This window comes from Nitrobacter sp. NHB1 (genome assembly GCF_036964665.1).
In the GTDB taxonomy this organism is placed as follows: Bacteria; Pseudomonadota; Alphaproteobacteria; order Rhizobiales; family Xanthobacteraceae; genus Nitrobacter.
In genome coordinates this window covers 2,122,471-2,141,784 of record NZ_JBAMDA010000001.1, presented here as the reverse complement: position 1 = coordinate 2,141,784, position 19,314 = coordinate 2,122,471, and the positions used below count along the sequence as shown (strand labels likewise).

Here is a 19,314-nt window from a genome sequence, read left to right as displayed (position 1 = left end):
CCCCGCGCCAAAGACGCCCGCGTTAACGCTTCGCTCATCGTTTTCCCAAATAACGAACCTCACCGCCGCCGTGGCCGGCTGGCGACCGTCGTGAGATCGCAGTCGTCGTCGTCGTGTGTCAGTGAGTATGCGCCATGCGTAATCTGATGATTTTTGCCGCGCTTCTGATCGGTTCCGGAACCTATATGGCGCAACTGGCCGACAAGATGACCGCAACAGCAGCGGCACGGGCGACGACACCCGCGCAGCAGACGGCATTCGAAGCGATTCAGGATAACACCCAGGCGGGTCACCGCAGCGTCAGCATCGCACGCGACGGCCGCGGCCACTTCCAGACCGAAGGCCGGATCGACGGCCAGCGCATCGGCTTCATGGTCGATACCGGTGCGTCGGTGATCGCGCTCAACGAAACCTCGGCGGCGCGGATCGGCGTGCGGCCCTCGCAAAACGACTACACCACGCAGGTGACCACGGCCAACGGCAAGATCAAGGCGGCGCGCACCCGGCTCGCCATGGTCGACGTCGGCGGCCTCATCGTGCGCGATGTCGATGCCATGGTGTTGCCTGACGAGGCGCTGTCTGAAAACCTGCTTGGCCTGTCGTTTTTATCCAAACTCAAACGCTTCGAATTCGCGAACGGGCGGATGGTGCTGGAACAATAGTCCGGCGTCGCCGTTGACCGAGGTTGCGGCGACGCGCGCGGGTGCCGTTGTGAATTATGCCGCAATTGCCGTTCACTGACCGGCTCCCCGCATTTCCAGCAGCCATGGCATTCGCCAGGGCTGCACTTTCCGTGTATTCATGCCCTTCCCCTAACGAGGCCATCTGCATGTTTCCGAAGCCGAAACCCGTTCTGGCGCCGAACACCTATGCCTATGAATCCGAGCCGATGGTGAAGGCGACCGGCTTTCGCGAATATGACGCGCGCTGGCTGTTCGAAAAGGAAATCAACCTGATGGGCATTCAGGCGCTGGGCATGGGGCTCGGGACGCTGATTGCCGAACTCGGCCAGAACAAGGACATCGTGACCGGTCATGATTTCCGCAGCTATTCGTCGTCCATCAAATACGCGCTGATCTCCGGCCTGCTGGCGTCCGGCTGCAAGGTCCACGATATCGGACTGTGCATGACGCCGATGGCGTATTTTGCGCAGTTCGAACTCGACGTCCCCTGCGTCGCCATGGTGACGGCGTCGCATAACGACAACGGCTGGACCGGCGTCAAGATGGGGGCCAACCGGCCGCTGACCTTTGGGCCCGACGAGATGACGCGGCTGAAGGAGATCGTGCTCGACGCCGCCTTTACCAACACAACCGGCGGCTCCTATCAGTTCCACGAGAATTTTCCGGCGCGCTATATTGCCGACCTGACCAGGCGTCCGAAGCTGAGGCGCAAGCTCAGAGCGGTCGTGGCATGTGGCAACGGCACCGCCGGCGCCTTCGCGCCTGCGGTGATGGAGGCGATCGGCTGCGAGGTGATCCCGCTCGATACCGAACCCGATTACACCTTCCCGAAGTACAATCCGAATCCCGAAGACATGAAGATGCTGCACGCGATCCGCGACGCGGTGCTCGAACACAAGGCCGATGTCGGCCTCGGCTTCGACGGCGACGGCGACCGCTGCGGCGTGGTCGACAATACCGGCGAGGAAATTTTCGCCGACAAGGTCGGCGTGATGCTGGCGCGCGACATGTCGGCGATCCACAAGGATGCGCACTTCGTGGTCGATGTGAAGTCGACCGGCCTGTTTGTCACCGATCCGGTGTTGCAGCAGCAGGGCGCCAGCACGACTTACTGGAAAACCGGCCACTCCTACATGAAGCGGCGCACCAACGAACTCGGCGCGCTGGCCGGTTTCGAGAAATCCGGCCATTTCTTCTTTAACGCGCCGATGGGCCGCGGTTACGACGACGGCCTGGTCTCGGCGATCGCCGTGTGCGAGATGCTCGATCGCGCAGCCGGCAAATCGCTGGCCGATCTGAAGAACGCCTTGCCCAAAACCTGGTCGTCGCCGACCATGTCGCCGCATTGCGCCGACGAAGCCAAATACGGCATCGTCGACAGCGTTGTGAAGCATTTCGAGGCGGCCAAAACAAACGGCGACAAAGTGGCGGGCCAGCCGATCCGCGATCTCGTCACCGTCAACGGCGTCCGGGTGACGGCGGAAGACGGAAGCTGGGGGCTGGTGCGGGCGTCATCCAACAAGCCCGAGCTCGTGGTAGTGGTCGAAAGCCCGGTTTCTGAGCAGCGGATGCGCGACATGTTCGAGGCGATGGACAGCGTGCTGCGTACCCATCCCGAGGTCGGCGAATACAATCAGAAGATCTGAGGGTTACGTCCGGCTTCGCGACTGCGGCTTGCTGCTGTTTTCGGCGATCATCTTTTCCAGCTCACGCTCGGCCTGCGTCACATGGCGTTCCTTGTGACGCAGCAAGAAGAAGCGGCGCGACGGCAGCGCGATCTTCAGCGCGGTCAGCGTGTGCGATGTCAGCAGGTTGGCAGCGACCAGTTTCGACAGGATGGTGGCACCCGCGCCTGCGGCCACCGCTGAACGAACGGATTCGTTGGACGGCAGTTCGAGCGCGATGTTGATGTCGCTGCGTGTCAGCCCGAAGCCAGCCAGCACTGTCTCGAAAATCTGGCGCGTGCCCGATCCCTTTTCGCGGGCGATCCACGCTGCACCTTTCATCTGGGCGGGTTTCACGGTGCGCAAGGAGGCCCAGGGATGCTTTGCGCCGACCGCCAGCACGAGCTCGTCCTCTGCGATCAGTTTGACGAAGAGCACCGGATCGTCGATCTGTCCTTCGACGAATCCGAGATCGGCCATACCGTCGCGAACCCGTGCTGCGACCTGATCGGTGTTGCCGATCGTCAGGTCAAGCGCGATGCCGGGATATAGCGAATGAAAGCGGTGGATCAACGGCGGCAACCAGTAATTCCCCACCGTCTGGCTTGCCGCGAGCGACAACGATCCCCGTTTCAGTCCTGCGAAATCCGCCAGCACGGATTCCGCAGCGGCACTGCGGGCGAGCACGGCACGGGCTTCGACCACGAACTGTTTTCCAACATGGGTCAGCTTGATGCTGCGCCCCACGCGATCGAACAGCCGAATCGCATAGCGCGCTTCGAGCGCGGCGATCGCTGCGCTCGTTGCCGATTGCGTGAGGTTGAGCGCATCGGCGGCGCGTGTCATATGCTCCCGCTCCGCGACAGCAACGAAGATGCGAAGCTGCTCCAGGGTCATGCCGTGATCCTCATGTCGTGATCTTCACAAGCAACAGGCTGAAGCACGCGATGAAGAGGAAGGCCGCAGCGCCCAGCATCAGTGGCCGCAGGCCCTTGGCGCGCAGCTTGCGGATGTCGGTTTCCAGTCCCATCGCCGCCAGCGCCATCGACAGCATGACGGTGGTTACGGTGACGATGACGCTCCTTGCTTCCGGCGGGATCGTGACGACACTGTTGAGCCCGACCAGCGCGACGAAACCCAGCACGAACCACGGCATCGGCGCGCGCCCGGTCGCATTCGTCACGCCCGCCTTGCGGTTGTTCCGCGCTGCGATCAGCCCGAGTCCGATCACCATCGGCGCTAGCATCGCGACACGGGAGAGCTTGGCGATGGTGCCGAACTCGCCGGCTTGCTGGCCGTCCTGGAAGGCTGCGGCCACCACCTGCGCGATTTCGTGGATCGAAGCGCCGCTCCATAAGCCAAAGGCGCGGGGCTCCAGATGCAGCAGCCCTGGCAGCAGCGGGTAGGCGAATATCGCGATCGAGCCGAATACCGTAACGCAGGCCACAGCATAGGCGACATCCTCGTCATGCGCGTTGGTCACGGTGTTGGTGGCGATCACAGCGGAGGCTCCGCAGATCGACGTGCCTGCGGCGATCAATTGCGTGAGCTTCTTTTCCACACCCAGCAGGCGTCCGGCCCAAGTCGTGAATACGAACGTCGCGATTAGCGTCAGCGCGATGACCGCCAGTCCGGTTGCGCCGACCTCGGCGATCTGTGCGGCGGTGAGTTGCAGTCCGAGCAGGATGATGGCGAAGCGCAAAACCCTGCGGAGTGCGAAGGTCACCCCTGCCTTGGCGCGGGCGGGTGTACCGATGGCATTGTGAAACAGCATGCCCAGTACAATGGCGAGAATCAGCGGGCTGAATGTGCCGATGTCGGGCATTTCACGCAGGCCAAATGCCGCGGCTGTGATGAGTGCGGTCAGCAAAAGGCCCGGCATAATTCCGGATGCGGCGGGCGCGCACTGATGACGGCTTTCCGTTGCGGCGAGTGTTTGAGCGGTCATGGCCGAATCTCCTGTTCCGGCCGGCAAAATCGCAAATCATTATCAATCAATCCAATTGATTGTATGTGTAAATTCAATCGATATAATCGATTATACCAGCCCTAGAAAAGCCCGCCGGCGTTTCCCCAGGCGGGCTCTTTGAAACGAACGCAGTCTTGCGAACGTCAGGCGCCGGAGAGGGCAGGCACCGGGAGCGCCGTCACCGATTTGATCTTCTCCATCGCGAATCGCGAGGTGACGTTCTTCAGCGCCACGGCGCTGATCAGCTTCTTGTAAAAAAGGTCGTAGCTCGCCATGTCCGCAACCACGACGCGCAGCATGTAATCGACGTCACCCGCCATGCGGTAGAGTTCCATCACCTCGGGCATCGCGCTGACTGCATCGGCGAACGTCTTTAGCCATGCGTCGGAATGGTCGCCGCTTTCCACCGACACGAATACCGAAATGCCGAGTCCGATCTTGTTCTGATCGACCAGCGCCACTCGACGCAGGATGATGCCGTCCGCTTCGAGCCGCTGGATACGTTTCCAGCAGGGAGTCGAGGATAACCCGACCCGGTCGCCGATCTCGGCTACGGACAGGGATGCGTCCTCCTGGAGCACGGTCAGGATCTTGCGGTCGATGGCGTCGAGGCGACGGCCGGACTCAGGGGGCTGGAGGGCGAGGTCGCTCATGATTAGAACGTTATTCCAACATGGAAGTTGTTCAACCTCATATATAGAAAAATATTCCAATGCAAGAGCAGTCAGTCCCGGACTATGCCGAGGGTGAGACCGCCTGCCGCAAAAGCGCTTCCACTTCAGGGCGTTGCGGGCAGGCGAAAGCCCCGCCGAAGCGGGTGCATTTGATAGCGGCCGCGGCCGAGGCGAACCGGAGCGCCTCCCGCACGTCCCGCTTTTCGGTCATGACGAGAGCGAACGCGCCATGGAACACGTCCCCGGCGCCCAGTGTGTCCACAGTGTGGACCGGAAAGGCCGGAGTCTGCCGGAGCGCGCCGTTCGGATCGAGCCATACCGTGCCCTGCGCCCCGCGCGTTACGGCAAGGAAAGACGAGGTGACCCTGGCAAGCTTCTGCAACGCCGCCGCATCGTCGGCGACGTCGGCCGTGGCCTGCAGGGCTTCGCTTGAGAAAATCAGATGTGACGATGCGGTGAGCAAACCCTCCCGCATCGACATGGCGGAATCGACATCGATCACGACGGGGATGCCGCGCCGGCGCGCTTCGGCGCAGAGACCGGTGCAGAAGGCGGCGCAACGACTTTCTGCGAGGATGGCGTCGCAGTCTTCAAGCAGCCTGTCGGTCTCCGGCAAACGCACTTTCCAGAGTTCGGGATCGCGGAAGGTGATGATGGTGCGTTCGCCGCGAGGATCGATCATGATCGCGGAGATCGGCGTCACCAGGCCCGGCATGGGGACGAGGTCGCGGGTCTCGATGCTCAACTCCGTCATCCTGTCGAAGATATAGCGGCTGGATGTTTCGCCGGCATCGCCCATCGGACCGCAGATTGCCGCGCGGCCACCGAGCCTGGAGATGGCGACCGCCGCGTTGAGCGCATTGCCGCCGGCGATCTCCTCGAAATGCTCGGCGCCGATCTTGAATCCGCGTGCCGGCAGGTCCTGCACGCGAAAAGTCAGGTCACGCACCGGCAGGCCGATACACAGGATGCGGGGCTTTTTCATGCGAGAATCCTTGCCGATGCGGAAGGTCGAGACAAGCGGTTAATCGGCAGGTTTGGCCAGTCGGAAAGCGCATCGAATGCGGTCATTGGCCTAGCCGAACCCCATCCTGCGCCGGATTGCATTGATGAATGCCTCAAGTCCTGCCGCATCGTAATCGCGCGCGGGCACAGCGCCCCAGACCGGACGAGGCCATGCGGCGTCGCCTTTTCGACGCGCGATGATATGGACATGGAGCTGCGGCACCTGATTGCCGAGTGCCGCCACGTTGAGCTTGTCGCAATCGGCGATGTCCTTGAGCGCTTCCGAGACCTGACCGATCTCGGTCATTAGGCGCGTACGCGCGTTCGGATCGAGGTCGATGATCTCGACCGCGTCGGGCTGTCGCGGGACCAGAATGAGCCAGGGATAGTTGCCGTCCTTGCTGAGCAGGAGCCGGCTGAGTGGCAGGTCGCCGATTGCGACCGTGTCGGTGCGGAGCTGCGGATGAAGCGACCAGGTTGCGGACATTGTTTGCGAACACTTTAATGAAGGAGCGCCGGTGCAAGCTGGCCCGGCGACCTGCACAGGTCAATGGCCGGAATCCGGAGCGCCGGAGACCTTCGCGCCCGCTTGCTTTCCGGTCCTTTTGGCCCCAAATAGGGATCGGGAGATTGGCGGTGGACGAGCCACTCGCCAATCGGGTCAGGTCCGGAAGGAAGCAGCCCTAACGAGGTCCGGATCGGGTCGCTCGTCAGTCTCCTACCTGTTTTTTGGACGAGCCATGCCAGCGCCGGATTTCGGCCTGGCCCGAAAGGCCGCTCCAGTTGTTCCGCAAACCGGCTTCGCGAGAGAAAAATTGCGGATCGCTCAATGACCGATGCTGGCAATCCCTCGACATCCACCGATAGCGTCGCTGGCCAGACCGGCTTCGATCTCGGCGCGGCGGCGTCCTCCGAAGTTGGCGCCGCCTATCGCGTGCTGGCGCGGAAATACCGTCCCGCCAGCTTTGACGATCTTATTGGGCAAGAGGCGCTGGTGCGCACCGTGTCCAATGCTTTTGAGACCGGACGGATCCCGCAGGCCTGGATCCTGACCGGTGTGCGCGGTGTGGGAAAAACCACCACCGCGCGTATTCTCGCCCGCGCGCTGAATTACGAATTGCCCGATGGCTCGGTGAAAGGGCCGACCATCCGGATGCCGCGGCCCGGCGTTCACTGTCAGGCCATCATGGAAAGCCGGCATATCGACGTGCTGGAAATGGACGCCGCGTCTCACACCGGCGTCGACGATGTCAGGCAGATCAACGACAGCGTGCGCTATGCGCCTTCGAGTGCGCGCTACAAGGTCTACATCATCGACGAAGTTCACATGCTGTCGACGGCGGCCTTCAATGCGTTTCTGAAGACGCTGGAGGAACCGCCGGAGCACGCAAAATTCGTGTTCGCCACCACCGAGATCCGGAAAGTTCCGGTCACGGTGCTGTCGCGCTGCCAGCGCTTCGATCTGCGGCGTGTCGATGCGGATGTCCTGGTGACGCACCTCGGCAATATCGCGGCGAAAGAGAATGTCGAGGTCGAGCCGGAAGCGCTCGGCATCGTGGCGCGGGCGGCCGAAGGCTCGGTACGCGATTCGCTATCGCTGTTCGACCAGGCCATCGCCCACGCCGCCGGCGTGGTGCGGGCCGATGCCGTGCGGCAGATGCTGGGTCTTGCGGACCGCACGCGGGTCATCGATCTGTTCTATTCGCTGGCGCGGGGCGATATCGCGAGCGCGTTCCGCGAATTTCGCGACCAGTACGATACCGGCGCCGATCCGGTCGTGGTGCTCAGCGATCTGGCCGAGTTCGTCAACTTCGTGACCCGCATCAAGATCGTCCCCGCGATCGCAGACAATGTCGCATTCGGTGAAACCGAGCGTCTGCGCGCTCGCGATTTCGCCGCGAAACTGTCGATGCGGGTGCTGTCGCGGATGTGGCAAATGCTGCTGAAAGGCATCACCGAAGTCCAGGGCGCGACGCGGCCGGCGGCCGCGGCCGAGATGGTGCTGGTGCGCATCGCCTATGTTGCAGACCTTCCGACGCCCGATGAAGCGATCCGGATGCTGGATCGCGACGGCGGCGAATCGCCGGTCGTCCCGAACATCGCCGCGCCGCAAAGGCCGGCTCCCGGATCAGTGTCATCCGCCCAATCGTCGGCCGCGCGCGCCTTGTCGGCGCCGCGCGCCGCCGCAGAGCCGGTGTCCCGCCCGCAAGCGATCACGCCGATGATCGATCCGACGGGTGCGGTGCCGGCGGTATGGCTCGAGAGTTTTACCGCGCTTGTGGCGCTTGCCGGCGAAAAGCGCGATCTGATCATCAAGGCCGCGCTCGAGGCCGACATGCGTCTTGTCCGCATGGAGGACGGCCGGCTCGAGGTCGCGCTCGAACGCAGCGCGTCGCGCACCCTGGTGAACGAACTCGCGCGCAAGCTGGAGCAGTGGACAGGCCGGCGCTGGACCGTGATCGTTTCCAACGAGCCGGGCCAGCCGACGCTGCGCTCGCTGGCGCTGCTGCAAAAGAACGAGCGGGAGCGCTCCGCCGAGGCCGATCCGCGCGTGAAGGACGTGCTGGCGCGTTTTCCCGGCGCGAGGGTGGTCGAAGTGCGAAAGCTCGCTTTGTCGTCACCGGACTCCGATGCCGTTCCTGACGATCCGGCCGACGGCTTCGACGAATAGCAAAGAGGAACGTTTGATGGCTGACTTTCTTGGCATGATGAAGCAGGCGGCTCAATTGCAATCCAAGATGAAGGCGATGCAGGACGAACTCGACCATGTGGAGGTCGAAGGCGCTTCCGGCGGCGGCCTCGTGACCGTGCGGATGACCGCGAAGATGGAAGTCAAGACGATCTCGATCGATCCGTCGCTGATCAAACCGGACGAACGCGAAATCCTCGAGGACCTTGTGGTGAGCGCACTAAGCGACGCGCGCCGCAAGGCGGAGGTCGCGATGCAGGAGAAGATGCAGTCCTTGACGGGGGGGCTTGGTCTGCCGCCCGGCCTCGGTTTCGGCTGATGCCGCGGTCTATTTGTCGTTCTGCCGCGGAGTGGCGCGAAGCGCCTCGCAGTGGCGGCACCTGATTCCGTCTAAGGTCTAAGTATGAGTGGCTTCAGAAGATGCCGTCCGCCGTCACCGGACCCGAGATCGACCGTCTGATCCAGTTGCTGGCGCGGCTGCCGGGGCTTGGCCCGCGCTCGGCGCGCCGGGCAGCGTTGCATCTGATCAAGAAGCGCGAGGCACTGATGACACCGCTGGCAGGCGCGCTTCAGGTTGTGATCGACAGGATCCTGGTCTGCGAAACCTGCGGCAACATCGACACGCGCAGTCCATGCACGGTGTGCACGGACACGCGGCGCGATCCCTCCATCATCGTCGTGGTTGCGGACGTGGCCGACCTCTGGGCGTTGGAGCGCGCCGGCGCCACCAACGGATTCTATCACGTGCTCGGCGCGACGCTGTCGCCGCTCGATGGCGTCGGTCCACAGGATCTGACCATCGACGCGCTGGTGTCGCGGGCGCACGATCCGCGGGTGACGGAAATCGTCCTGGCGCTGAATGCGACCGTCGACGGCCAGACTACGGCGCATTACATCACCGATCTGCTTGGCGATGCCAACGTGAAGGTGACGCGGCTCGCCCATGGCGTTCCGGTCGGAGGCGAACTCGATTATCTCGATGAAGGGACGCTGTCGGCTGCGATGCGGCAGCGCACGCTTTTTTAGAGTCCTTTCAGCTCCTTGGCGGAAGCGCACTCGTTCATACGTCATTGCGAGATCGCGACAAAATGGCTTTGCCAATTTTGCACTGAGCGAAGCAATCCAGTTCCTTCGTCGCGGTTTCTGGATTGCTTCGGCGCGATGCGCCTCGCAATGACAATAATTCCTGCAAGTATGGACTGCTTCTAACCCAGTTCGAAGCCGGAGAATTCAAACCCCGGCGCAACCGTGCATCCCACCAGCGTCCAGTCGCCGCTGCTCTCCGCCGTCTGCCAGGCATAAGCGGGCACCAGCGCCTGCGGTACCTCGCCCGCTATGAGATTTGCGCCGAGACGGATTGTGCGCGTGATGGCGCTGTCATCGATCTGCAGCAGCAGCGGACTGCCGGCGTAGTAGTGCCAGACCTCCACCGCATCGATGCGATGCCGGCGCGAGCGTTCGCCGCGCACCAGCAGGAAATAGATCGCGGTGGAGACGGCGCGGCTCTGGTCGTCGGTGCGGAAGTCGCGAAAGGTTTCACGATAGTGGCCGCCTTCCGGGTGCGGCTTGAGACCCAGCCGCGCGATGATGTCGGCGGCGGAGAGCGTCATATCCATCAGAGCGCCATCTCAGAACTTGTTCTTGCGCTCGCGCAACTCGCCGAAAACATCGGCCCCGCTGGCTCCCTTCATGTGGACTCCGGCCGCCACCGCCGGATCGTCGGCGCGCAGGAATACGTTGGCCTTCTTCTCCTCGCCCATCAGGGTCGGCACCGTCGGCTTGCCCTCGGCGCGGAACCGCGCGACGTCCTCGGCACGGGCCTTGAGGGCCGTGTTGTTCGGCTCAACGGTCAGCGCGAATTTCACGTTCGATGCGGTGTATTCGTGGCCGCAAAAGAGCCGGAAATCGTCCGGCAGCGCGCGCAGTTTCAAAAGCGAGTCCCACATCATCGGATAGGTGCCCTCGATCACCCGCCCGCAACCGATCGAGAACAGCGTGTCGGCGGCGAACACCACCTTGTCGTCGTCGAACACGTAGCTGACGTGGTCCAGCGTGTGACCGGGCGTTTCCAGCACGCGCCCCAGCAGCGTTCCGACCTTGACGATATCGCCCTGGCCGACGCGCAAATCGACGTTGGCGATCCGGCTGCTCTTGTCATGCGGCGCGACCACCCGGCAGTTGTATTTCTGCTTCAGTTCCGCGATGCCGCCGACATGATCGGCGTGGTGATGAGTGACCAGAATGTCGGTCAGCATCCAGCCTTCACGCTCCAGCGCCTTGACGATCGGCCCGGCCTCCGGGGCATCGATCGCGGCGGTTGCATTGGTCGCGGGGTCGTGAATCAAGGCGCCGAAATTATCGGTGAGGCAGGTGAACAGGCGAATTTCGGCGGTCATGTCGTCTCCGTGAACCCGGGAGTTCGACGCTAGCACAGGCATGTATACGGTGAAACATGCCGTTAAGGGTGGTTTACGATTGCAGAAATCGGGGCGGGGCAGGGGTGCCGTCCTGCTGGCTACATGGTAGATGTGGGCCATGGCGATCGACGTCATTGACCTCCGCGATTTCTATTCGCAGCGCCTCGGCATCGTGGCGCGGCGGCTGATCAATCGCGGCATTCATGCGCATTGGCCGAGTATGGCAGGTCAGTGCGTGGTCGGCCTCGGCTACCCGACGCCTTATCTCGGCCTGTTCCGCGAGGACTGCGAACGCTGTATTGCCTTCATGCCGGCGGCGCAGGGCGTATTGAAATGGCCGACGGCGCGGCCGGCGCTGGCGACCCTGGTCGACGAGCTTTCATTGCCGTTGCAGGATGCGGCGGCGGACCGCATCCTGCTGGTTCATGCGCTGGAAATGTCGGACGATCCGGAAAGCTTGCTGCGTGAAGTGTGGCGCGTCCTCTCGCCGTCAGGCCGGATGATGGCAATCGTTCCCAATCGCCGCGGTATCTGGACCAGGACCGATGCTACGCCGTTCGGCTACGGCCGGCCGTATTCGCGCTCGCAGATCACCCAACTGCTGCGGCAGACATGGTTTACGCCGTCGGCCTGGGGCGAGGCGCTGTTCGTCCCGCCGATCAATGGCGGCTGGTTCCTGCGCTCGGCCGTGGCGTGGGAGCGTGTCGGCGCGGCGCTGTCGCTGCCATTCGCCGGCGTTCATATTGTGGAGGCGACCAAGCAGGTCTATCGCCCCATTGCCGCAAAGCGGGCGCACAGCCGGTTGATCCCGGCCTTGCCGCCTGCGCTCGCGCCGTCGTCATGCAGTGCCGAGGAGTGATATCCGGTCGCGGGTTCCGACGCTTTCACCCCATCCGGAAGAGGGTGAAACGCACTGCTATTCGTTGCCGGAGTTGAAGTCCTCGCCGGGGACGGGCGGTTGCACCATGCCGTCCGGGCGCGGACCATGCGGGCGACGGCGACGGCGCGGGGGGAAGCGGTCGGTGCGCTCACTGCCCTGATGGCCGTTGCCTTCGAACCGGCCGCCGCTCACCTGAGGTTGCGATCCCGTGATGAACGACGGCAGGCGATCGACGCCGCCATCGTCGGCGGGCTGGATTGCCGGTTGCGGCTGATATTGCGGTTGCGGTTGACGGTGCTCGCGAGGCTGCTGCTGGTCGCGCTGTAAGGGTTGCTGGTCGCGCTGATGATTGTCGCGCGGCTGCTGAACCGGAACGAAGCCGGGCTCCGCCCCGAAATTCGAGTAGCTTTCGCTGTCGTCGTCGCCGCCCGCATCGTCCGGCGTGTCGACGTCGATCCGCGGCTGTTGCTGCGGCTGACTCTGGCGAAACTGTTCCTGCGCCGCGGCGATCAGGCGGAAATAATGCTCGGCGTGCTGATAGTAGTTCTCGGCGGCCACCGGATCGCCGGATGAGCGAGCGTCGCGGGCGAGCTGGACGTATTTCTCGGCGACGTGGGAGGCGGTGCCGCGGATCTTGATGTCGGGGCCGCTGGATTCGAAAACCCGCGTCATCGGATTCTGGCCGCGCCGGTTGTTATTGTTATTATTATTATTGTTGTTGTTCCGGCTACGCATCCGCTTGTTGTTATTCTGACCGTTTCTCATGTCCCGCCTTCGGTTATCAGCCTTGAAGTTTCCAGCCTTGACGTTTTCAGCTTGACGTTTTCAGCCTTGGGAATCGTCTTGACGTTTCGTCGTAATGGCCGCCGCCGACACGGCCTGCGCAATGCGCATCGGCGCCGCTCATCTCCATGACGGATTCGTCGTTCGTTGCGCTCAGCAAAGACGCGTTCCCAAGTCGCCGGCAGGCGCATCACGCCCGCACGGCCAGATCATTCAGCCAGAGACACCAAACTCAGGTTTTCTCGCGTGAGTCTTCAAGCGCAATATAGGCTTTCGTTCGCTTCGCGGTCGCAAGCAGCGCAGCTCTCGCCCATCGCGCTTGATGACCTGCCCTTAAGAACCGTTCACTCGGGCCGGTTCTCGTCCCAGAACTTTAGGCTCACCTGCAACAATGCTGCGGGGCCAGCAACCCGGGACCGATGTTATGTCTGAAACGTAATCGCTCCCGAGGGATATTCCAAGTGGTTTTTTATGGCTCAATCGGGCTTTAAAAGGGCAATTTCCGGGCTGCGACGGCCCGGCCGATGCCCGCGAGGTCGGCCCTTGCAGGCTCCGCGACCGTTAACCCTGCGGCGGCCACCAGTCGGACGACGTCGCCGTCCTGACCCTGCCCGACCTCCAGCACGAGGAGGCCGCGGGGCGATAGCAGCCCCGCCGCTTGCGTCGCGATCCGGCGATAGGCATCGAGCCCGTCGCGGCCGCCATCCAGCGCGAGATGCGGATCGTGGTCGCGCACCTCCGGCGCGAGAGACGCGATATCGGCCGAGCGGATATAGGGTGGGTTCGAGACGATCAGGTCGAACGGATCGGACAGGCCCCACGCATAGTCGCTGACCATGAAGTCTGCGCGCGGCGCGAGACCGAGGTGTTGCGCATTGGCTTTCGCAGTGTCGAGCGCCGCTGCGCTCAGATCGGTGCCGACGCCGGTGGCCTCCCGCAGTTCGCTCAGCAGCGCGAGCAGGATCGCACCGCTGCCGGTGCCGAGATCGGCGATGCGCAGCGGAGCCCTGGTCCGGCCTTCGGCACGGAGAATTTCGAGTGCGGCCTCGACCACGGTTTCGGTATCCGGCCGCGGCACCAGCGTGTCCGCCGACAGCTTGAGCGGCAGCCCCCAGAATTCCTTCGTTCCGAGAATGCGCGCCACCGGCTCGCCCGCGAGACGGCGTCGCGCGAAAGCGTCAAGGCGCGTCACGTCATCCGCGGTGAGCTGGCGCGGGCCTTGCGCGATCAGCCCGGTGAGATCGAGGTGCAGCGCCGCGCCGGTCAGCATTCGAGCGTCGAGTGCGGCGCTGTCGATCCCGGCGGCCTCGAAGCGCGCCGCCAGCGATCGTCGCGCGGTCTCTATGGTCTGTGCGGCGAATGATTCGGCCACATGCACCTCTTTTCCCCTCTCCCCTTGCGGGAGAGGGTGGCTGCGAAGCGGCCGGGTGAGGGGGTATTTCCGTGAGGAAACCCTTCACCCAGCTCGCATTTAACGATGCTCGCCATCCTAAGAGCGAGCTTCGCTCGTCTCGGCTCCTACAAGGGGAGAGGGAAGTAAGTACTCACGCGCCGCCGCCTTCGGTTGCGAGCTGCGCCGCCTGATGTTCGGTGGTCAGCGCATCGATCAGTTCATGCAATGCGTCGCCGGCGATCACCTGCGGCAGCTTGTACAGCGTCAGGTTGATGCGGTGATCGGTGACGCGGCCTTGCGGAAAATTGTAGGTGCGGATGCGCTCGGAACGGTCGCCCGATCCGACCTGATCCTTGCGGTCGGCCGAGCGCGCGGCATTGATGCGCTGGCGCTCGGCGTCGTAGATGCGGGAACGCAGGATGTTCATCGCGGAGGCGCGGTTCTTGTGCTGCGAGCGGCTGTCCTGCATCATGACGACGATGCCGGTCGGGATGTGGGTGATGCGGATCGCCGATTCCGTCTTGTTGACGTGCTGGCCCCCCGCGCCCTGCGCGCGCATGGTTTCGATGCGCAGATCGTCGGTCTTGATCTCGACGTCGACCTCCTCGGCTTCCGGCAGCACCGCCACCGTCGCCGCAGAGGTGTGGACGCGTCCCTGCGTCTCGGTATCGGGCACGCGCTGCACCCGGTGCACGCCGGATTCGAACTTCAGCTTGGCGTAGGCGCCCCGGCCCCGCACTTCGGCGACGATTTCCTTGTAGCCGCCCATGGTGCCTTCGCTCGCCGATACCGCCTCCACCTTCCAGCCCTGCAAGCCTGCGAAGCGCTCGTACATCCGGAACAGATCGCCGGCGAACAGCGAGGCTTCGTCGCCTCCGGTGCCGGCGCGGATTTCGAGCATCACGTTGCGCTCATCCATCGCGTCTTTCGGCAGCAACGCGACGCGGATCTTCTGCGCGAGCTCGTCGCCGCGCGCCTCCAGCGCCGGACGCTCGGCTTCCGCCATCGCCCGCATCTCTGCGTCCGTGGCCGGATCGGCGATCATCGCGTCGATGCCGGAGATTTCGGTCCCGACGGCGCGCCAGTTCTTCACGGCCTCCACGACGGGATTGAGCTCGGCCAGTTCGCGCGTCATCTGCACGTACCGCTCGGCACTGACCTGACTCAGCAGTTCGGCTTCGAGCGTGGCGTGACGGGCGAGAAGGATATCGAGTTTGGCTTCGGGCAGGGAGGACATGGCTGAAATTCCGGGATGCAAAGGGGATGGCGCGCGGCAAAAGGCTCGCTACAACGCAAGGCCCTCGGCTTCGGCGAATTCCTTAAGCTTGTCGCGGATCGAAATGCTGCCGGAGGGCGCGTCGAGCAGCGGCATGATCGTCGCTTCCGCCTTTTTCGCGTCGAGATCGAGAATCATGGCCTTGACGGGACCGTGCGCGGTGGCCGACAGCGAAAGCGAGCGGTAGCCGAGCGCGATCAGCACCAGCGCGCCCAGCGGCTGCGACGCCATTTCCCCGCACAGCGAGGCGCTTTTCCCCGCTGCCTTGGCCTTGGTCACGATGTCGCGCAATGCCCGCAGGATCGGCGCCGAGAGCGTATCGAAGCGGTTCGACACCTTACTGTTGCCGCGATCGACCGCGAACATGAACTGAAACAGGTCGTTCGACCCGACCGAGACGAAATCGACCTTCCTGAGCAATTCGTCGAGCTGGTACAAGAGCGCGGGCACCTCGACCATGGTGCCGACATCCACGCGCTCCGGCAGCGCGTGGCCGTGCTGGCGCAGATATGTGAGTTCGCGCTCGATGATCGCCTTGGCCTGATCGAATTCGGCGACTTCCGAGATCATCGGGAACATGATGCGCAACGCGCGTCCGCCGCCGGCGCGCAGCAGCGCGCGGATCTGGCCGCGCAGCAGACCGGGACGGTCGAGCCCGAGCCGGATCGCGCGCCAGCCCAGCGCGGGATTTTCTTCCGCCACGGTTTCCATGTAGGGCACCGCCTTGTCGCCGCCGATGTCGAGGGTGCGGAAGGTCACCGGCTTGTCGCCGGCGGCGTCCAGCACCGCGCGGTACAGCGCAAGCTGCTCGCTCGTGCGCGGCAGGTTTTGTCCGACCATGAATTGCAGCTCGGTCCGGAACAGGCCGATGCCCGAGCAATTGGTGTCCTCGATATGCGGCAGGTCGATCAGGAGGCCGGCATTGATCATGAGGTCGACCGGCTGGCCATCCCTGGTGATGCAGGGCTTGTCGCGCAGCGCGATGTACTGCGCCTGCCGCCTTGCGCGAAAGCGCACGCGCTCGGCGTAAGCCGATTCGACTTCCGCCGATGGCCGCACGTAGATCGCGCCCGAGGTGCCGTCGACGATGATGGCGTCGCCGGGGTCGGCGATTCCAGGCGCGTTCGGCACCTCGCCGACGGCGGGGATGCCCAGCGCGCGCGCGATGATGGAGACGTGCGAATTCGCGGTCCCCTCCTCCAGCACCAGCCCGCGCAGCCGCTTGCGGTCGTAGTCCAGCAAGGCCGCCGGCCCCATGGCGCGCGCGATCAGGATCGCATTCTCCGGGAGCTGCTCGCGGGAAGGTGCGTGGTCCTGTCCGACCAGTTGCCGCATCAGGCGGTGGCCGAGATCCTCGAGGTCATGCAGGCGATCGCGCAGATAAGGGTCGGTCGAGCGCAGCATCCGCGCGCGGGTGTCCGATTGCACGCGCTCGACGGCGGCCTCGGCGGTGAGACCGGTTGCGACCGCCTCCTGCAGCCTGTGCGACCAGCCGTGATCGTTGGCGAACATCCGGTAGGCCTCGAGCACCTCGCGATGCTCGCCGCCGTCCGCAACGTCGCCGCGCTCCAGCATGCGGTCGAGGTCGGCGCGCAGCTTGGTGAGCGCCGCTTCCAGCCGCCTGATTTCCTTCGGCAGATCCTCGGCGATGTAGTTGGTGATGACGACGCGCGGTTCGTGCAGCACCACATGGCCGAGCGCGATGCCGTCGGACAGGATCGCGCCGGTCTGGCGGATCGAGTGGCGCGCGGCGGGCTCGAGGCCGGGCTGGGCGAGGGCGGCCAGTTCGCCCGAGGCGATCATCTCGGCGACCACCATCGCCGTGGTCTGGAGCGCTTCGACCTCTTCCTCGACATAGGTGCGTCTGGCGCGGTTCTGCACCACAAGCACGCCGAGCGTGTTGCCCGCGCGCAGGATCGGCACGCCGAGGAACGAATTGTAGATTTCTTCGCCGGTTTCCGGGCGGAACGAGAACGCCGGATGGGTCTGCGCGTCCGACAGATTAAGTGGCGTCGCTTCGCTCGCGACCAGGCCGACAAGGCCCTCGTGCGCGGTCAGCACGGTGCGATGGACGGCGTCGCGATTGAGGCCTTCGGTCGCGTAGAGTTCCAGGGTGTTGTCGACGCGCAGCACGTAGGTCGAGCAGACCTCCGCCACCATGTTGGCGGCGATCAGCACCACGATCTTGTCGAGACGCTCCTGTGCGCTGACCTGCTCCGCCATGACTTCGCGGAGCCGTCTCAACAAGACGCGGGGGCCGCTCGACGCGCTCCGCATGTCCCGGTATCCTCCGCTGCGAGGCCGTTTCGATAAGCCTCAGAAAAACAATGACTTTACCGCGTCCGAAGCGCAGCCGCGCGGTCGACGACCGAATGATTGTTTGAAGCCGTGGCGTTAGCCGCAACGGCCACGTCATGAGGCCGTATAACCAATCGACATCCATTTTGCCAAGCAAAACGCCTGCCATCGAGGGCGGCGGTTTGGAAAAGCCGCAACCGGCGTGCGTGTCGCGACGGGTGAGGCCACGACCGCGTTGCGCCGGCTCAGCCGGAGGATGATCGACGCTGCATCCCCTCAGGTGTGATCGAGTCCGTACAGCGTGTGCAGGGTGCGCACAGCGAGTTCGGTATAAGCGGTGTCGATCAGCAGCGAGAACTTGATCTCGGAGGTGGTGATGGCGCGGATGTTGATACTCTTCTCCGACAGCGCCTTGAACGCCTGCGCCGCGACGCCGGCGTGGCTGCGCATACCCGAGCCGATCACCGAGATCTTTGCAAGATCGGTGGCGCTGTCGAGACGCGCATAGCCGATCTTGTCTTTGGCGCGGGTGATGGTCTCCCTGGCGCGGGCATAGTCGGCCGCCGGCACCGTGAACGTCAGGTCGGTGGTCTTGCCGTCCTCGGAGACGCTCTGCACGATCATGTCGACATTGATATTGGCGTCGGCGAGCGGGACGAAGATCGAGGCGGCGACCCCCGGCTTGTCCTCGATCTGGCGCAGCGAGATCTGAGCCTCGTCCTTGGAGAAGGCGATGCCGGTGACGACGTGGCTTTCCATGATTTCCTCCTCGCCGCAGATCAGCGTACCCGGCGGTGTGCCATGGGGGTCGATGTCCTCGGGTTTGTCGAAACTGGAGCGGACGAAAATCGGCATGTTCTGGGTCATGCCCAGTTCCACGGAACGAACCTGCAGCACCTTGGCGCCCTGCGACGCCAGCTCCAGCATTTCCTCGAACGCGATCCTGTCGAGTCGGCGGGCTTTCGGAACCACGCGCGGATCGGTGGTGTAGACGCCGTCGACGTCGGTATAGATGTCGCAGCGGTCGGCGCGGATGGCGGCGGCGATCGCCACCGCCGAGGTATCGGAGCCGCCGCGGCCGAGCGTGGTGATGCGGCCGGTCTGCGGGTTGATGCCCTGAAATCCGGCGATCACGGCAACCTCCTTGCGCTCCGTGAAGCGGTTGACAAGCTCATTGCCGTCGATCCCGAGGATGCGCGCCGAGGCGTGGGCATCGCTGGTCCGAATCGGGATCTGCCAGCCCTGCCAGGAGCGCGCCTGAATGCCGAGCGCCTGCAGCGCGATGGCCAGAAGCCCCGAGGTGATCTGCTCGCCGGAGGCCACCACGGCATCGTATTCGCGCGCGTCGTGCATCGGCGAGGCGTCTCTGCACCATGCCACCAGATCGTTGGTCTTGCCCGCCATCGCCGACACCACCACCGCGACGTCGTGGCCGGCATCGACCTCGCGTTTGACATGCCGCGCGACGTTGCGGATGCGGTCGAGATTGGCAACGGAGGTGCCGCCGAATTTCATCACAAGCCGGCTCATGACGGATGGTGAGTTCCCAAGGCAAACTGGATAGAAAAGGCCACCTGAATAGA

18 protein-coding genes and 1 other RNA gene are annotated in these 19,314 nt (G+C 63.9%); 7 read left to right on the top strand and 12 right to left on the bottom strand.

Features of this window, described 5'->3' with window-relative positions; translation table 11 throughout:
* Positions 1-134: 134 nt before the first annotated feature.
* Together V4R08_RS09980 and V4R08_RS09975 are read left to right on the top strand one after the other, a co-directional pair.
* A complete protein-coding gene (locus V4R08_RS09980) occupies positions 135-662 on the top strand; it encodes a TIGR02281 family clan AA aspartic protease (RefSeq protein ID WP_335579214.1) in 528 nt (175 codons plus the stop codon).
* Between the two features lie 167 nt (positions 663-829).
* Complete coding sequence (locus tag V4R08_RS09975; RefSeq protein WP_335579213.1) at positions 830-2,329, top strand: phosphomannomutase/phosphoglucomutase; 1,500 nt, start codon at positions 830-832, stop codon at positions 2,327-2,329.
* A 3-nt stretch (positions 2,330-2,332) separates the two neighbouring features.
* Here the strand turns inward: V4R08_RS09975 and V4R08_RS09970 are convergent, their stop codons facing one another.
* The 5 genes from V4R08_RS09970 to V4R08_RS09950 all read right to left on the bottom strand — a co-directional run bounded on the left by V4R08_RS09970 (position 2,333) and on the right by V4R08_RS09950 (position 6,482).
* Positions 2,333-3,244, bottom strand: coding sequence for a LysR family transcriptional regulator (locus tag V4R08_RS09970; protein ID WP_335579212.1), 912 nt, complete (start codon positions 3,242-3,244; stop codon positions 2,333-2,335).
* Positions 3,245-3,254: 10 nt separating this feature from the next.
* A complete protein-coding gene (locus V4R08_RS09965; RefSeq protein WP_335579211.1) occupies positions 3,255-4,295 on the bottom strand; it encodes a YeiH family protein in 1,041 nt (346 codons plus the stop codon).
* 164 nt (positions 4,296-4,459) lie between these two features.
* Positions 4,460-4,969, bottom strand: coding sequence for an Lrp/AsnC family transcriptional regulator (locus V4R08_RS09960; protein ID WP_335579210.1), 510 nt, complete (start codon positions 4,967-4,969; stop codon positions 4,460-4,462).
* Positions 4,970-5,051: 82 nt separating this feature from the next.
* On the bottom strand, positions 5,052-5,975 hold the full coding sequence (locus tag V4R08_RS09955) for a sugar kinase (protein WP_335579209.1): 924 nt from the start codon (positions 5,973-5,975) through the stop codon (positions 5,052-5,054).
* A gap of 90 nt (positions 5,976-6,065) precedes the next feature.
* Positions 6,066-6,482 carry an HIT domain-containing protein gene (locus V4R08_RS09950; RefSeq protein WP_335579208.1) on the bottom strand — a complete coding sequence of 139 codons (417 nt, stop codon included), beginning with the start codon at positions 6,480-6,482 and terminating at the stop codon, positions 6,066-6,068.
* Positions 6,483-6,620: 138 nt separating this feature from the next.
* Between V4R08_RS09950 and ffs the strand changes: the two genes are divergently transcribed.
* The 4 genes from ffs to recR all read left to right on the top strand — a co-directional run bounded on the left by ffs (position 6,621) and on the right by recR (position 9,710).
* Positions 6,621-6,717: signal recognition particle sRNA small type (gene ffs, locus V4R08_RS09945), an RNA gene on the top strand.
* Between the two features lie 107 nt (positions 6,718-6,824).
* A complete protein-coding gene (locus V4R08_RS09940; protein ID WP_335579207.1) occupies positions 6,825-8,666 on the top strand; it encodes a DNA polymerase III subunit gamma/tau in 1,842 nt (613 codons plus the stop codon).
* Between the two features lie 16 nt (positions 8,667-8,682).
* Entirely contained in the window at positions 8,683-9,003 is a 321-nt protein-coding gene (locus V4R08_RS09935) for a YbaB/EbfC family nucleoid-associated protein (protein WP_335579206.1), read from the top strand.
* Between the two features lie 101 nt (positions 9,004-9,104).
* Positions 9,105-9,710: a recombination mediator RecR gene (gene recR, locus V4R08_RS09930; protein ID WP_335579205.1), complete on the top strand. Its 606-nt coding sequence runs from the start codon at positions 9,105-9,107 to the stop codon at positions 9,708-9,710.
* 179 nt (positions 9,711-9,889) lie between these two features.
* On the opposite strand, the gene V4R08_RS09925 is transcribed toward recR, so the two are convergent.
* Complete coding sequence (locus V4R08_RS09925; protein ID WP_335579204.1) at positions 9,890-10,300, bottom strand: cupin domain-containing protein; 411 nt, start codon at positions 10,298-10,300, stop codon at positions 9,890-9,892.
* A gap of 12 nt (positions 10,301-10,312) precedes the next feature.
* Entirely contained in the window at positions 10,313-11,080 is a 768-nt protein-coding gene (gloB, locus tag V4R08_RS09920; protein WP_335579203.1) for a hydroxyacylglutathione hydrolase, read from the bottom strand.
* Between the two features lie 139 nt (positions 11,081-11,219).
* Between gloB and V4R08_RS09915 the strand changes: the two genes are divergently transcribed.
* Positions 11,220-11,960: a methyltransferase domain-containing protein gene (locus V4R08_RS09915; RefSeq protein WP_335579202.1), complete on the top strand. Its 741-nt coding sequence runs from the start codon at positions 11,220-11,222 to the stop codon at positions 11,958-11,960.
* A 57-nt stretch (positions 11,961-12,017) separates the two neighbouring features.
* Here V4R08_RS09915 and V4R08_RS09910 read toward each other — a convergent pair whose 3' ends face one another.
* The 5 genes from V4R08_RS09910 to V4R08_RS09890 all read right to left on the bottom strand — a co-directional run bounded on the left by V4R08_RS09910 (position 12,018) and on the right by V4R08_RS09890 (position 19,261).
* Entirely contained in the window at positions 12,018-12,746 is a 729-nt protein-coding gene (locus tag V4R08_RS09910) for a DUF4167 domain-containing protein (protein WP_335579201.1), read from the bottom strand.
* A 505-nt stretch (positions 12,747-13,251) separates the two neighbouring features.
* Positions 13,252-14,136 carry a peptide chain release factor N(5)-glutamine methyltransferase gene (gene prmC, locus V4R08_RS09905; protein ID WP_335579200.1) on the bottom strand — a complete coding sequence of 295 codons (885 nt, stop codon included), beginning with the start codon at positions 14,134-14,136 and terminating at the stop codon, positions 13,252-13,254.
* A 172-nt stretch (positions 14,137-14,308) separates the two neighbouring features.
* Complete coding sequence (gene prfA, locus V4R08_RS09900; RefSeq protein WP_335579199.1) at positions 14,309-15,394, bottom strand: peptide chain release factor 1; 1,086 nt, start codon at positions 15,392-15,394, stop codon at positions 14,309-14,311.
* 48 nt (positions 15,395-15,442) lie between these two features.
* Entirely contained in the window at positions 15,443-17,710 is a 2,268-nt protein-coding gene (ptsP, locus tag V4R08_RS09895) for a phosphoenolpyruvate--protein phosphotransferase (RefSeq protein WP_335579198.1), read from the bottom strand.
* Between the two features lie 297 nt (positions 17,711-18,007).
* Positions 18,008-19,261 (bottom strand): aspartate kinase, encoded by a 1,254-nt coding sequence (locus tag V4R08_RS09890; protein WP_335579197.1) that lies wholly within the window; start codon positions 19,259-19,261, stop codon positions 18,008-18,010.
* Positions 19,262-19,314: the final 53 nt, after the last annotated feature.

Bases quoted from the DNA above. Each gene is read 5' to 3' on its own strand.
- V4R08_RS09980 (WP_335579214.1), top strand. From the start codon at position 135: ATGCGTAATCTGATGATTTTTGCCGCGCTTCTGATCGGTTCCGGAACC.
- V4R08_RS09975 (WP_335579213.1), top strand. From the start codon at position 830: ATGTTTCCGAAGCCGAAACCCGTTCTGGCGCCGAACACCTATGCCTAT.
- V4R08_RS09970 (WP_335579212.1), bottom strand. From the start codon at position 3,244: ATGACCCTGGAGCAGCTTCGCATCTTCGTTGCTGTCGCGGAGCGGGAG.
- V4R08_RS09965 (WP_335579211.1), bottom strand. From the start codon at position 4,295: ATGACCGCTCAAACACTCGCCGCAACGGAAAGCCGTCATCAGTGCGCG.
- V4R08_RS09960 (WP_335579210.1), bottom strand. From the start codon at position 4,969: ATGAGCGACCTCGCCCTCCAGCCCCCTGAGTCCGGCCGTCGCCTCGAC.
- V4R08_RS09955 (WP_335579209.1), bottom strand. From the start codon at position 5,975: ATGAAAAAGCCCCGCATCCTGTGTATCGGCCTGCCGGTGCGTGACCTG.
- V4R08_RS09950 (WP_335579208.1), bottom strand. From the start codon at position 6,482: ATGTCCGCAACCTGGTCGCTTCATCCGCAGCTCCGCACCGACACGGTC.
- V4R08_RS09940 (WP_335579207.1), top strand. From the start codon at position 6,825: ATGACCGATGCTGGCAATCCCTCGACATCCACCGATAGCGTCGCTGGC.
- V4R08_RS09935 (WP_335579206.1), top strand. From the start codon at position 8,683: ATGGCTGACTTTCTTGGCATGATGAAGCAGGCGGCTCAATTGCAATCC.
- recR (WP_335579205.1), top strand. From the start codon at position 9,105: ATGCCGTCCGCCGTCACCGGACCCGAGATCGACCGTCTGATCCAGTTG.
- V4R08_RS09925 (WP_335579204.1), bottom strand. From the start codon at position 10,300: ATGGATATGACGCTCTCCGCCGCCGACATCATCGCGCGGCTGGGTCTC.
- gloB (WP_335579203.1), bottom strand. From the start codon at position 11,080: ATGACCGCCGAAATTCGCCTGTTCACCTGCCTCACCGATAATTTCGGC.
- V4R08_RS09915 (WP_335579202.1), top strand. From the start codon at position 11,220: ATGGCGATCGACGTCATTGACCTCCGCGATTTCTATTCGCAGCGCCTC.
- V4R08_RS09910 (WP_335579201.1), bottom strand. From the start codon at position 12,746: ATGAGAAACGGTCAGAATAACAACAAGCGGATGCGTAGCCGGAACAAC.
- prfA (WP_335579199.1), bottom strand. From the start codon at position 15,394: ATGTCCTCCCTGCCCGAAGCCAAACTCGATATCCTTCTCGCCCGTCAC.
- ptsP (WP_335579198.1), bottom strand. From the start codon at position 17,710: ATGCGGAGCGCGTCGAGCGGCCCCCGCGTCTTGTTGAGACGGCTCCGC.
- V4R08_RS09890 (WP_335579197.1), bottom strand. From the start codon at position 19,261: ATGAGCCGGCTTGTGATGAAATTCGGCGGCACCTCCGTTGCCAATCTC.